Annotated in this window: 14 protein-coding genes and 1 pseudogene; 9 read left to right on the top strand and 6 right to left on the bottom strand. The window is 55.4% G+C overall.

Annotated features, from left to right (window positions below):
* Positions 1-133: Maf family protein (locus tag AC2FND_RS17770; RefSeq protein ID WP_496771133.1), on the bottom strand; the 133-nt coding region annotated here is incomplete at its 3' end.
* Between the two features lie 404 nt (positions 134-537).
* Here AC2FND_RS17770 and AC2FND_RS17765 point away from each other — a divergent pair.
* From AC2FND_RS17765 to AC2FND_RS17735, 7 genes are all read left to right on the top strand, one after another.
* Positions 538-987, top strand: coding sequence for a CopD family protein (locus tag AC2FND_RS17765; protein WP_209506877.1), 450 nt, complete (start codon positions 538-540; stop codon positions 985-987).
* 122 nt (positions 988-1,109) lie between these two features.
* Entirely contained in the window at positions 1,110-2,381 is a 1,272-nt protein-coding gene (gene rho / locus AC2FND_RS17760; protein ID WP_209506878.1) for a transcription termination factor Rho, read from the top strand.
* Between the two features lie 31 nt (positions 2,382-2,412).
* Entirely contained in the window at positions 2,413-3,699 is a 1,287-nt protein-coding gene (gene mnmE, locus AC2FND_RS17755) for a tRNA uridine-5-carboxymethylaminomethyl(34) synthesis GTPase MnmE (RefSeq protein ID WP_209598994.1), read from the top strand.
* Between the two features lie 12 nt (positions 3,700-3,711).
* Entirely contained in the window at positions 3,712-5,580 is a 1,869-nt protein-coding gene (gene mnmG / locus AC2FND_RS17750; protein ID WP_496771132.1) for a tRNA uridine-5-carboxymethylaminomethyl(34) synthesis enzyme MnmG, read from the top strand.
* Complete coding sequence (gene rsmG / locus AC2FND_RS17745; RefSeq protein ID WP_496771131.1) at positions 5,577-6,197, top strand: 16S rRNA (guanine(527)-N(7))-methyltransferase RsmG; 621 nt, start codon at positions 5,577-5,579, stop codon at positions 6,195-6,197. Before mnmG ends, rsmG begins: the two co-directional genes overlap by 4 nt.
* Positions 6,190-6,993: a ParA family protein gene (locus tag AC2FND_RS17740; protein ID WP_209506882.1), complete on the top strand. Its 804-nt coding sequence runs from the start codon at positions 6,190-6,192 to the stop codon at positions 6,991-6,993. Before rsmG ends, AC2FND_RS17740 begins: the two co-directional genes overlap by 8 nt.
* A 20-nt stretch (positions 6,994-7,013) precedes the next feature.
* Complete coding sequence (locus AC2FND_RS17735) at positions 7,014-7,910, top strand: ParB/RepB/Spo0J family partition protein (protein ID WP_496771130.1); 897 nt, start codon at positions 7,014-7,016, stop codon at positions 7,908-7,910.
* Here AC2FND_RS17735 and AC2FND_RS17730 read toward each other — a convergent pair.
* Genes AC2FND_RS17730 through rph form a run of 4 tightly spaced genes read right to left on the bottom strand, consistent with a single transcriptional unit; the run spans position 7,900 to position 10,724 of the window.
* Positions 7,900-8,253, bottom strand: a complete 354-nt coding sequence (locus AC2FND_RS17730; RefSeq protein WP_496771129.1) for a YbaN family protein — start codon at positions 8,251-8,253, stop codon at positions 7,900-7,902. The two genes, AC2FND_RS17735 and AC2FND_RS17730, sit on opposite strands and share 11 nt — an antisense overlap.
* Positions 8,254-8,255: 2 nt before the next feature.
* The gene (gene hemW, locus AC2FND_RS17725; RefSeq protein WP_496771128.1) at positions 8,256-9,410 is read right to left on the bottom strand and encodes a radical SAM family heme chaperone HemW; all 1,155 of its coding nucleotides are present in this window, start codon (positions 9,408-9,410) and stop codon (positions 8,256-8,258) included.
* The gene (rdgB, locus tag AC2FND_RS17720; RefSeq protein WP_496771127.1) at positions 9,400-10,014 is read right to left on the bottom strand and encodes an RdgB/HAM1 family non-canonical purine NTP pyrophosphatase; all 615 of its coding nucleotides are present in this window, start codon (positions 10,012-10,014) and stop codon (positions 9,400-9,402) included. The genes hemW and rdgB overlap by 11 nt, the downstream gene beginning before the upstream one ends.
* Positions 10,011-10,724 (bottom strand): ribonuclease PH, encoded by a 714-nt coding sequence (rph, locus tag AC2FND_RS17715; protein WP_170326129.1) that lies wholly within the window; start codon positions 10,722-10,724, stop codon positions 10,011-10,013. The genes rdgB and rph overlap by 4 nt, the downstream gene beginning before the upstream one ends.
* 112 nt (positions 10,725-10,836) lie before the next feature.
* On the opposite strand from rph, the gene hrcA reads away from it, so the two are divergent.
* A complete protein-coding gene (hrcA, locus tag AC2FND_RS17710) occupies positions 10,837-11,901 on the top strand; it encodes a heat-inducible transcriptional repressor HrcA (RefSeq protein WP_209506888.1) in 1,065 nt (354 codons plus the stop codon).
* A gap of 10 nt (positions 11,902-11,911) precedes the next feature.
* Positions 11,912-12,475 carry a nucleotide exchange factor GrpE gene (locus AC2FND_RS17705; protein ID WP_209506889.1) on the top strand — a complete coding sequence of 188 codons (564 nt, stop codon included), beginning with the start codon at positions 11,912-11,914 and terminating at the stop codon, positions 12,473-12,475.
* A gap of 56 nt (positions 12,476-12,531) precedes the next feature.
* Here AC2FND_RS17705 and AC2FND_RS17700 read toward each other — a convergent pair.
* Positions 12,532-12,799 (bottom strand): annotated as a pseudogene (locus tag AC2FND_RS17700) (DNA mismatch repair protein MutS); the annotation flags it as partial.

Below are 12,799 nucleotides of genomic sequence, written 5' to 3'. Positions count from 1 at the left end.
TTTCCGCCAACAACGCCCGTTTGACCGCCTCCTCATCCACGCGCGCCGTTTGAACTGCAAACTGCACACCTGCGTTCTTGAGCAATTGCGCGCGAATAACAGATCCCGAAGCCAGAAGAATGGGGACAGACATGTGGAAAACCCCGTGTGCAAATCGATAAGAGTTCTGGGGTGTTTTGTATGGTTTTCCGGTTGACACGCAACCCCGGGAATTCTGTGGCAAAGATCCCCGAGTCGCTCAAATCTCATCCTGTCGGGACAAGGATAACTCCAACTTTTGGGATAACAGATCTATCCAGCGATACCCATCGGGTTATCCACAGATCAGATTTACCTGATCCATCTTAAATTAATGATTTATAACAATTTTTCGTACTATCAACAGAATCACTGGCGATCTCAGATATTCTGTCCCCCTGGGGAAAACGCTAGGGTAAAAAAGTAATCCACGGATTTCTGGCACCCTACAAAACCATCATCCTTTTTCTTTTCTTATTTTTTTATTAGGGAGGGTTCCGAACAACGTTCGGAGCCGGCATGACAGACCTTCTTTTCACGATTTACCCGTGGGTGAAGTCATTACATATCATGGCCGTGATCTCATGGATGGCGGGCTTGTTCTATTTGCCCAGACTGTTTGTCTATCACGTCGAAAAAGCGCAGGCTGTAGAGGGCGCGCAAGACATCTTCTTTGAAATGGAAGACAAGTTGCTGCGGGTGATCATGCGCCCCGCGATGGTTGTAACCTGGGTATGCGGGCTGATCATGGTGTTCACACCGGGGATCGTCGGATGGGATTTTGCATGGCCCTGGGTAAAAGGCGCGGGCGTGATCGCGATGACCTGGTTCCACCATTGGCTTATGGCCCGAAGGAAGGATTTTCTGGCAGGCCAGAATAAGCTCACTGGGCGGCAGTATCGCATGATGAACGAGGTTCCGACCATTCTGATGGTAGCTATCGTTCTGGCGGTCATTCTGAAGTTCTGAACGCCTGTTTGACTCCGAACGGCGCTGCGCTTATGTAGATCACAACACGCCCGTCCGGGCGGCGTATTTTCCGTACTGAAATTCCACTTCAAGCCGCGTTCTCAGCGGTGAAGGTATGTATCATGTCCAATGAATCCCTGAATCTGGCCGACCTGAAAGCCAAAAGTCCCAAAGACCTTCTGGCAATGGCCGAAGAGCTGGAGATCGAAAACGCCTCGACCATGCGTAAGGGCGAGATGATGTTCCAGATTCTGCGCGAACGTGCCGATGATGGCTGGACCGTCGGCGGTGATGGCGTACTGGAAGTGCTACAAGACGGGTTCGGCTTTCTGCGCTCGCCCGAGGCGAACTATCTGCCGGGTCCCGATGATATTTATGTCTCGCCTGATATGATCCGTCTGCACTCATTGCGGACCGGGGACACGGTTGAGGGTGAGATCAAGGCGCCGGACGAGAATGAGCGTTATTTCGCACTGACCAAAGTCACCATGATCAACTTTGAAGATCCCGAAAAGGCCAAGCACAAGATCCTGTTCGATAACCTGACGCCTCTGTACCCGGATGAGCGTCTGAAGATGGAAATCGAAGACCCCACCATCAAGGATAAGTCGGCGCGCGTGATCGATCTGGTTGCGCCGATCGGTAAAGGTCAGCGTTCACTGATCGTGGCACCGCCGCGGACCGGTAAAACCGTTATCCTACAGAACATCGCGCATTCGATCGAACAGAATCACCCGGAGTGTTACCTGATCGTCCTGCTGATCGACGAACGCCCGGAAGAAGTGACCGACATGCAGCGCTCGGTTAAGGGTGAGGTTGTGTCGTCAACCTTCGATGAGCCCGCGACGCGTCACGTGGCCGTGTCGGAGATGGTCATCGAAAAAGCCAAGCGTTTGGTCGAACATAAACGAGATGTTGTTATCCTTCTCGACTCAATCACAAGACTTGGTAGGGCGTTTAACACCGTTGTTCCGTCCTCGGGTAAAGTTCTGACCGGTGGTGTGGATGCGAATGCGTTGCAGCGGCCCAAGCGTTTCTTCGGTGCGGCCCGGAATATCGAAGAGGGCGGATCGCTGACCATTATCGCCACCGCGCTGATCGATACCGGCAGCCGGATGGACGAGGTAATCTTCGAAGAATTCAAAGGTACTGGTAACTCGGAAATCGTTCTGGACCGTAAGATTGCAGACAAACGCGTGTTCCCGGCGATCGACATCCTCAAATCGGGTACTCGGAAAGAGGACCTACTGGTCGAAAAGGGCGATCTGGCCAAAACCTTTGTTCTGCGCCGTATCCTCAATCCGATGGGCACCACCGACGCAATCGAGTTCCTGTTGTCGAAGTTGAAACAGACGAAGACAAATGGTGAGTTCTTCGATTCGATGAACGCCTGACACAGGTCTTAGACCCCAGCGAGGCCTTCGAATGGATACGATATTCGCCTTGGCCAGCGCGCAAGGCAAAGCAGGGGTGGCGGTCATTCGCCTCTCTGGCCCCGAAGCGCATTCCGCAGCCGCATGTCTGAGCGGCGCGGAACTGCCCAAACGTGGAATGGTCTTGCGCACTCTGCGGGACCAAGATGGATCACGACTGGATGATGGTCTGGTTCTGACCTTTCAGGCACCGGCAAGTTTCACCGGTGAGGACGTGGCAGAACTTCAGATCCACGGCAGCACGGCTTCGGTCAATGCGGTTCTGCGCTGTTTGTCGAACACCGATGGGTTGCGACTGGCGGACCCGGGTGAGTTCACACGCCGGGCCCTTGAAAATGGCAAGATGGATTTGACACAGGTCGAAGGCCTGGCAGACCTGATTGACGCGGAAACCGAGGCACAGCGTAAGCAGGCCCAAACCATTCTGGCCGGTGAGCTTGGCACGCTGGCCGAGCGGTGGCGGCGCGATTTGATCCGCGCGGCATCGTTGCTGGAAGCTGTCATAGATTTCGCTGATGAAGACGTTCCCACCGACGTCACACCGGAAGTCCGCAGTTTGACAAGCGGAGTTCTGGAAGATCTTCGTCGAGAAGCTGATGGGGTGAGGATCGCCGAGCGTATTCGTACCGGATTTGAAGTGGCTATTGTCGGTCTTCCCAATGCAGGAAAATCAACACTGCTGAACGCGCTTGCGGGGCGCGAGGCTGCGATTACCTCGGAATACGCAGGCACAACCCGGGACGTGATCGAGGTTCGAATGGATTTGGCGGGCTTGCCCGTGACATTACTGGATACGGCCGGGTTGCGGGATACTGAAGATCACGTCGAAAATCTTGGGATCGAGCTGGCTCGAAAACGGGCAGATTCGGCGGACCTGCGTGTTTTTCTGGCCGAAGCACCCGAAGATCTGGGTGTGGCCATGCAGGATGGCGATATCCATGTTCTGCCTAAAGCAGACCTGAGGGAAGGTACGACTGAGGGTGTTTCGGGAAAGACAGGGCAGGGGATTGATGCGCTTGTCGACCAGATTTCGTGGGTATTAAGCGATAGAACCACTACACATGGTATAGCCACGCGTGAGCGCCATCGTGCTGCGATGAACAAGGCATCGGATTCACTTGCTGCTGCGATCACGGTTCTGGAATCAGGCCCGGACTTGTATGATATCGCTGCGGAAGAGTTAAGAACCGCCATACGGGCACTTGAATCTCTGGTTGGCAGAATAGATGTCGAAACACTGTTGGATGAAATCTTCTCCAGCTTTTGTTTGGGAAAATAAGGATTGTTTCACGTGAAACATTCAAACTTTGATGTCATTGTGGTTGGGGCCGGTCATGCCGGTACGGAGGCTGCGCACGCCGCTGCTAGGATGGGTGCGAGAACCGCTTTGGTGACTTTATCCGCGACCGATATCGGTGTCATGTCCTGCAACCCGGCCATCGGCGGGTTGGGGAAGGGACATCTGGTACGAGAGATTGACGCGCTAGATGGTGTAATGGGCCGTGTCGCTGACCAGGCTGGTATCCAGTTCCGACTGCTGAACCGGCGAAAAGGTCCGGCTGTTCAGGGTCCCAGAACGCAGGCAGATCGCGCCTTGTATCGGGCGGCGATGCAAAACGAAATCAGCAATCAGGAAAACCTGTCCGTTATCGTTGGGGAGGTTGTAGACTTTCTGATGGACGGACACCGTGTCGCCGGTGTCGTGCTCGGAGATGGGTCGGAAATTCACGCCAAAGCCGTTGTTCTGACCTCCGGAACCTTCCTGCGCGGCGTCATCCATATCGGCGACGTGTCACGGGCTGGTGGGCGAATGGGAGATCGCCCGTCAATAAAACTAGCCGAGAGGTTGGATAGCTATAACCTTCCGCTGGGACGCTTGAAAACCGGCACACCGCCGCGTCTGGATGGGCGAACGATCGACTGGTCGGGCTTGGAAAGACAGGACGGGGATGAGGATCCGACCTTGTTTTCTTTCCTGTCAACATCGGTTGTCGCGCCTCAGATTTCCTGTGGTATTACACACACCAATGCAAAGACGCATGAAATCATCGAAGCAAACCTCTCAAAATCGGCGATGTATGGTGGCCATATCGATGGCATAGGCCCAAGATACTGCCCTTCGATCGAAGACAAGATTGTGCGCTTTGCAGATAAGGACTCGCATCAGGTTTTCCTTGAGCCCGAAGGCGTTAATGACCACACGATTTATCCCAACGGTATTTCAACGTCACTGCCTCAGGACGTGCAGTTGGAATATGTTCGGTCGATCAAAGGGCTTGAAAAGGCGAATATTCTGCAACCGGGCTATGCGATTGAATATGATTATGTGGACCCTCGTATCTTAACCGCGTCCTTGTCGCTACCCGACGTTCCGGGACTATATCTGGCAGGGCAGATCAACGGAACCACAGGATATGAGGAGGCAGCGGCACAAGGGATGGTCGCCGGCCTCAATGCGGCGCTGGATGTACTGGGCCGCGAACCGGTCATTTTCACTAGATCAGACAGCTATATCGGCGTGATGATAGACGACCTGACGACCCGTGGTGTGGCAGAGCCCTATCGAATGTTTACCTCCAGAGCTGAATTCCGTCTGTCTTTGCGCGCAGACAATGCCGATCAACGGTTGACGCCGATTGGGTTGGAACTTGGCTGCGTCGGAGAGAAGCGTCAGACGCATTTTGAAATGAAAATGAGCCAGCTTGATGCGGCGAAATCCAAGCTGACCGCACGCACATACACACCCAAGGAAGTTCTTTCAGCCGGGATCAACGTCAACCAGGATGGAAACCGCCGAGATGGAATGGCGATTCTGGCATTTCCGGATACATCCTTCGAAGACTTGATCCCTCTGATACCTGATCTACAAGATGTAGACGTGGCGATCCGGCTTCAAATCGAACGCGACGCGCTTTACGCAAACTATATCGATCGGCAAAAGCGCGATGTTGAGGCCATGAAGCGGGATGAATCCTATGTTATCCCACGTGAGTTTGACTATTTTGGCTTGGACGGGCTGTCTTCTGAGGTGAAGCAAAAATTGTCGCAGGCCAAGCCGTCGAACATAGCGCAAGCAAGCCGTGTCGAAGGCGTTACTCCGGCTGCCCTGACCCTTGTTCTGGCGAAATTGCGCCGGGATCAACGAGCACGCCAGGCATGACGGTCGATTATTCCAAGTTTGATGGCTTGAATGTTTCACGTGAAACATTTGAGCGTCTGAAAATCTATGTTGATCTGGTGAACCGCTGGAACCCCAGGATAAATCTTGTTTCACGCAATAGTCTGGAATTCATCTGGGACCGACATATTCTGGATTCTGTCCAGGTTTTTCGATGCGCTGAAACGTTTGACACCTGGGTGGACCTTGGCAGTGGCGGCGGGTTCCCCGGAATGGTGTGCGCCATTATTGCTGCCGAGGAGGTTCCGGCCGCCAGTTTCTCTCTTGTGGAGAGCGACCAGAGAAAATCGGCTTTTCTTCGTAACGTCGCCCGTGAATGTGGCGTGTCGTGTAAAGTGATTTCCAAGCGGATCGAGGAGGTTGACCCCCTGGGCGCAAACATCGTTTCGGCGCGTGCGCTGGCGGATCTGCGTACACTGTTATCATTTTGTGACAGGCATTTAGGTGAAAATGGGACCGCGCTGTTGCCCAAAGGTGCAAGCTGGAAAAAAGAGCTGGAAGAGGCGCGTGAGGAATGGAATTTCGATGCTGAGGCCATTACAAGTTTAACTGAACCTCAAGCCGTTATCCTTAAGATCAAAGGAGTATCACGTGGTTGATCTGTCTCGACCGTCCGGACCCCGGATAATAGCGGTTGCCAATCAGAAGGGCGGAGTAGGGAAAACAACCACAGCAATCAACTTGGCGGCAGGGTTAGCCGAAGCTGGTTGCAGGGTATTGGTGGTTGACCTCGATCCACAGGGGAATGCATCCACCGGATTAGGGGTCGAAGATCGGGATTGGACCACTTATGACCTCATCCTGGACGACGCGCCTTTGGAGGCAGTGGTTCAGGAGACGGAGATTGAAAACCTTCTGGTTGTCCCTGCAACGGTTGACCTGAGCTCGGCGGATATCGAGCTGATTTCCAACGAAAAACGCAGCTATTTACTGCACGACGCGCTGCGTCAGACGGCGGTGGATGCGTTTGAACTGGATTTCATCCTGATAGATTGCCCGCCATCGCTTAACCTCTTGACGGTAAATGCGATGGTTGCCGCCCATTCTGTCCTTGTGCCGCTGCAAAGTGAGTTCTTTGCGCTGGAGGGTCTTTCGCAATTGATGCTGACAATTCGGGAGGTCCGGCAAACCGCTAATCCAGACCTGAGAATCGAAGGTGTTGTGTTGACCATGTATGACAACCGCAACAACTTGTCCCGTCAGGTCGAAAAGGATGCGCGTGACAATTTGGGCGAGATGGTTTTTAAGACGAAGATACCCAGGAATGTGCGGGTCAGCGAGGCGCCATCCTATGCGCTGCCGGTATTGCAGTATGACTCGGGATCACTTGGTGCGATGGCGTATCGGCATCTGGCCCGTGAGATTATGCATAAGAACAACAAGACCGCAGCATGAGCGGTGGTGAGGAGGCCGACATGAGCACCAGGAAAGCGAAATCCAGAGGGTTGGGCCGGGGATTATCCGCACTCATGGCGGACGTTAATCCAGAGGCGGGCAACCGGGTATCATCTGACGCCCGCAGACCTGACCTTAAAGTTCCGATTGAAAAGCTGAAGGCAAACCCAAATCAGCCGCGACGTACGTTCCAGCCCGAACAACTGGATGAGCTTGCCGCGTCGGTCCGGGAAAAAGGTATTATCCAACCTTTGATCGTACGTCCAACAGGGGCTGGGGAATACGAGATCGTCGCTGGTGAACGCCGGTGGCGGGCGGCTCAGATGGCGCAGCTGCACGAGATCCCGGTGATTGTGCGCGAGTTCGATGATACCGAGGTACTGGAAATTGCGATCATCGAAAACATCCAGCGCGCTGATCTGAACGCAGTGGAAGAGGCCGCCGGCTACAGGCAGTTGATGGATCGTTTTGGGCACACGCAGGAAAAGCTTGCCGAGGCATTGGGGAAAAGCCGCAGCCATATTGCGAACCTGTTGCGGCTTTTGTCTCTACCATTTGACGTGCAAACTCTTGTTATTGAAGGGAAATTGTCGGCTGGTCATGCGCGTGCACTGATTACGGCGGAAAATCCCTCGGAATTGGCAAAGCAGATCGTCAAGGATGGCCTGTCTGTGCGCGCGACCGAGGCGTTGGTTAAGAAACAACAGCAGGGCGACACTACACAGCCTGCTCCCAGATCCAGAAATCTGGATGCCGGAAAAGATGCTGATACGCGCGCGCTGGAAAAAGACCTGTCCGCTATTTTGGCCATGAAAGTCTCAATCAACCACAAGGCGGGAACGGAATCCGGTCAGGTTGTTCTGACATATGAAAACCTGGATCAGCTTGACGATCTCTGTGCAAAGCTCAGCCGCTAGGGCGCGTCCAGATAAATATCAGGACGCCGCCCAGAACAATGACCTGAAGGGTCAGCACGAAGGGCGGAACGGATAAGAGCAAAGACACTCCGAAAACGGCGGCGACCGATAAGGTTGCTGCCTTTTTTGCGGCCGGACGTATTGCGCCCAAACTTTGCCAATCCAGTATCATTGGCCCGAAAATCCGGTGCGACAGAAGCCAGTTGTGCAACCGAGAAGAGGATCGCGCAAAGAAAAACGCTGCCAGCAACAAAAACGGAACCGTTGGAAGAAGAGGCAGAACAACCCCAATCGCGGCCATCGCAACGCAAAGCAATCCCAGCCCCGCCCAAAGATACTGCATATTCAGCCCATCAATTCCCGGATTACAGCATTCAGCACGGCGCGCCCCGCTGGTGTTGCTCTGAGTCTGTTGTTATCACTTTCGATCATATTAATGCCGACCAGATGGTCCACGGTTTCGTCTGGAAGTGGACGGCCTGACAGAGCCTCCCACCTATCTATATCTAGTCCTTCTGAAATCCTCATACCCATCATAAGGTATTCGTTCGCCTGATCTTCGGGCGAAAGGACATAGCGCTTCTTTTCTCCGTTACCCTTCGCAGCGGCGTCAAGCCAACGCTGCGGGTTCAGATGGGTCTCGGTCGCGTGTTTTTGACCATCCACAGTAATCCGCCCATGGGCACCGGGACCAATGCCGACATAATCTCCGTAACGCCAATAGACCAGATTGTGCTGCGACTCTGCACCGGGGCGGGCGTGATTGGACACCTCATAGGCGGGCAGGCCGTGTTTCTCGCAAATCTCTTGTGTTGCAAGGTACATGTCGGCCGCACTGTCATCTTCAGGCAAGCCGCGCAGCTTTCCGACAGCATAACGATCGCCAAAAGCCGTGCCTTCTTCGATTGTCAGCTGATACAGGGACAGGTGATCTACGGCCATGGACAGCGCTTCGTTCAACTCGGCCCACCAAGCGTCCAACGTTTGGTGTTGCCTGGCATAGATCAGGTCAAAGCTCACCCGTTCAAAACAATCACGGGCGATGTCAAAGGCGGCGCGTGCCTCGGCCACAGTGTGAATTCGCCCCAATCGGCGCAGGTCTTCGTCGTTGAGCGCCTGCACGCCCATCGAGATCCGGTTGACGCCTGCGTCACGATAGGCCGCGAACCGTCCGGCCTCGACCGAACCGGGATTGGCCTCGAGAGTGATTTCCATGTCATTGGCGGGCCGCCACAGGGCGCGGGCGGTTTCAATCACGGCAGCAACGGTTTCCGAGTCCATCAGCGACGGGGTTCCACCACCGAAAAAGATCGTGTTCAGCACCCGATCCGGGGTTTCGACGGCCGAGCGCCGCAATTCGCTCAGATAGGCGTCAAGCCATTGTTTTTGATCAATTTTTCTGGAAACATGGCTGTTGAAGTCGCAATAGGGGCATTTGGCCTCGCAAAAGGGCCAATGCACGTACAGGCCAAAGCCCCCGCTGCGCCAATCATCCGCCAAAGCAGCCTTTCACGAACTTCTCAACCGCGCGACCGCGATGGCTGATCTTGTTCTTTTCCCAGCGATCCATCTCGGCAAAGGTAATGTCGTATCCTTCGGGAACAAACATCGGATCGTAACCGAATCCACCTGCGCCGCGGATAGGCCAGACCAGATGACCGGGGGCAATGCCTTCAAACACCTCATCATGCCCATCCGGCCAGGCCAGCACCAGCGTGCTGCGGAATTGCGCTGTGCGGGGATGGGGGGCGTTCTTTGCCTCAAGCTCAGTATGGGCGCGGGTCATCGCCATCAGGAAGTCGCGACCGTTGCCGGTTTCGGCCCAATCAGCGGTATAAACACCCGGCGCGCCATTCAGGGCGTCGATGGTGATTCCGGAATCGTCTGACAGGGCAGGCAGCCCGGTGGCTTTTGCGGCGGCGTGGGCCTTGATCCGGGCGTTGCCGACAAAGGTGTCCTCGGTCTCTTCCGGTTCGGGCAGGTCCATGTCCGCCGCACCCACAACCGTCACGCCAAAAGGTTCGAGGAGATGCGCCATCTCCTCAAGCTTGCCTTTGTTGTGGGTCGCGACCAACAGCCTGTCGCTGTCAAACTTACGGGTCATGCGGTGGCAGCTTTCTGGGCTGCGGCCAGCTCGGCAACGCCTTTTTCCGCCAGATCCATCAGCTGATCCATCTGGGCGCGGCTGAATACAGAACCTTCGGCACTCATCTGAACCTCGATCAGTTTGCCTGACCCGGTCATGATAAAGTTGCCGTCGACACCGGCCTCGCTGTCTTCCGGATAGTCAAGGTCCAGCACAGGCTGGCCCGCATAGATCCCGCAGGACACGGCGGCGACCGGATCAACCAGCGGATCTGAAATCACGTCACCTGCCTTCATCAGCTTGTTGACGGCCAATCGCAGCGCAACCCAGCCGCCGGTGATCGAGGCACAGCGGGTGCCGCCATCGGCCTGGATCACATCGCAATCAACGGTGATCTGCCGTTCGCCCAGTGCAACCCGGTCGACGCCGGCCCGCAAGGCGCGACCGATCAGGCGCTGAATTTCCACCGTACGGCCACCCTGCTTGCCCGACGCCGCTTCTCGCCGCATCCGGGTATTGGTGGCGCGGGGCAGCATACCGTATTCGGCGGTGACCCAGCCTAGCCCCGAACCCTTGATGAAAGGGGGTACCCGATCTTCGATCGTGGCGGTGCACAGCACATGGGTGTCGCCCATCTTAATCAGGCAGGAACCTTCGGCATGTTTGGTGAACCCCGTTTCAATTGAAACGGCGCGCATTTCACTTAAGTCTCTTCCAGAGGGTCGCATGGGAAATCCTTTGTTTGCTGGGTTGGGGATACCGCCCCGCAGCGTTACGATGCAACCCCGATTGACCTTTCATTTGCCTGCTATTTAATGATGAACCAGCAGGGGAAAACGCATGAGTGAAGCGAGCAAAATTCTGGACGAGATGAATGACCGGTCACGCGAGGTGTTCCGGCTGATCGTTGAAAGTTATCTGGAAAGCGGAGAGCCGGTTGGAAGCCGCACCCTGACACGTACCCTGTCTGAAAAAGTCAGCGCCGCAACCGTACGAAACGTGATGCAGGACCTGGAATTTCTGGGTCTTCTGGACAGCCCGCATATCAGCGCAGGTCGGGTACCGACGCAGCAAGGTTTGCGGATGTTCGTGGACGGTTTGCTTGAGGTTGGCGATCTAGGCGTCGACGACAAGCAAAAACTGGAAGAGACTTTAGGCTCTAACACGGGTGATGTTGGCGGAATGTTGGATCGGGTCGGGTCAGCTCTGTCACACGTGACACAAGGTGCGTCGCTGGTTCTGACGCCAAAGCATGAAGCCGAAATAAAACATATCGAATTTGTCTCTTTGGGGCATGACAAGGCTTTGGTGGTGCTGGTCTTTTCTGACGGCCATGTCGAAAACCGCCTGTTCACACCACCGCCCGGCCAGACGCCCAGTTCGATGCGCGAGGCTGCGAATTTTCTGAATGCGCTTATTGAGGGGCGCACACTTAGTGAAGTGCGCCGTCAGATGCAGAAACAGATTCAGGCACGCAAGCAGGAAATAGATGCGCTGGCGCGCGAGCTGGTCGAAAGCGGGCTGGCGGCCTGGGACGGAGACGGAGCCGACTCGGCGCGTTTGATCGTGCGGGGGCGGGCGAATCTGTTGAACGAACCCGGTCAGGCCGGAGAGTTGGAGCGTATTCGCAGCCTGTTTGATGATCTGGAGCGCAAGCGCGACATCGCGGATTTCCTCGAATTGACGGAAGGTGGCGAGGGTGTGCGCATTTTTATTGGGTCTGAGAACAAACTTTTCTCACTTTCGGGTTCCTCTTTGGTGGTGTCTCCATATATGAACGCTGATCGAAAGATAATCGGTGCGGTCGGGGTCATCGGGCCCACGCGTCTGAATTATGGACGGATCGTGCCGATCGTGGATTATACGGCGCAACTGGTCGGCAAGCTGATATCCGACCGGAGCTAGAGGGTAAGAGATGGCAGAGCCCAAGAACGAAGATTTTCTGGACGATATCATGGCGGCAGAAGCGGAAGAGCTGGCCGAGGAGTTTGCTGAGATCAGCGACGAGGCGTTGGAGCTGGACGAGCTGCGCGCTGAGCGGGATGCGTATAAAGACAAATTCATGCGCGCGCTTGCCGACGCCGAGAACGCGCGCAAACGCGGCGACAAAGCGCGCCGCGATGCCGAACAGTATGGCGGCTCTAAGCTGGCCCGCGATATGCTGCCTGTATACGACAACATGAAGCGCGCGCTTGAGGCCGCGACCGACGAGCAGAAAGAAGTTGCCGCCGGACTGCTGGAAGGCGTCGAACTGACCATGCGTGCCCTGAAGGACGTCTTCCAGAAGCACGGGATCGAAGTGATTACACCCGAGGTTGGCGACCGGTTTGATCCGAATGTGCATGAGGCAATGTTCGAGGCCCCGGTGCCGGGCACACGGGCAGGGGACATTATTCAGGTATCCGCCGAAGGATTCATGCTGCACGACCGCCTGTTGCGTCCGGCTCAGGTCGGGGTCTCTTCAACGCCAGCAAGCTGATTGGCTTTTCAAAGCCAAGCCTTCGGCGAGAGTATTTTTGAAAAGATGAAGGGCGGTCAGGATCTGGCCGCCTCTTTCAGTTTGTAGATGAGATCCAGCGCCTCACGCGGGGTCAGTTCGTCGGGCAGGACACCCTCCAGCATCTCGGTCACCGGCGAGGTTTTCGGTGTGGGCGGGGGTGGCGGCGCGGCTGCCGAGAACAGCGGCAGGTCGTCAATCAGCGCTTTTTGCTTGCCGCCTTCGCGTTCGGTTTTTTCAAGCTGGTCCAGAACCACCCGGGCACGTTCGACGACAGAAGCGGGTAAACCGGCCAGCTGCGCAACC

The organism is Ruegeria sp. BHSB056 (assembly GCF_059613305.1).
Note: the sequence above shows the minus strand (reverse complement) of the source record. Positions and strands in the feature narration are given on the sequence as shown.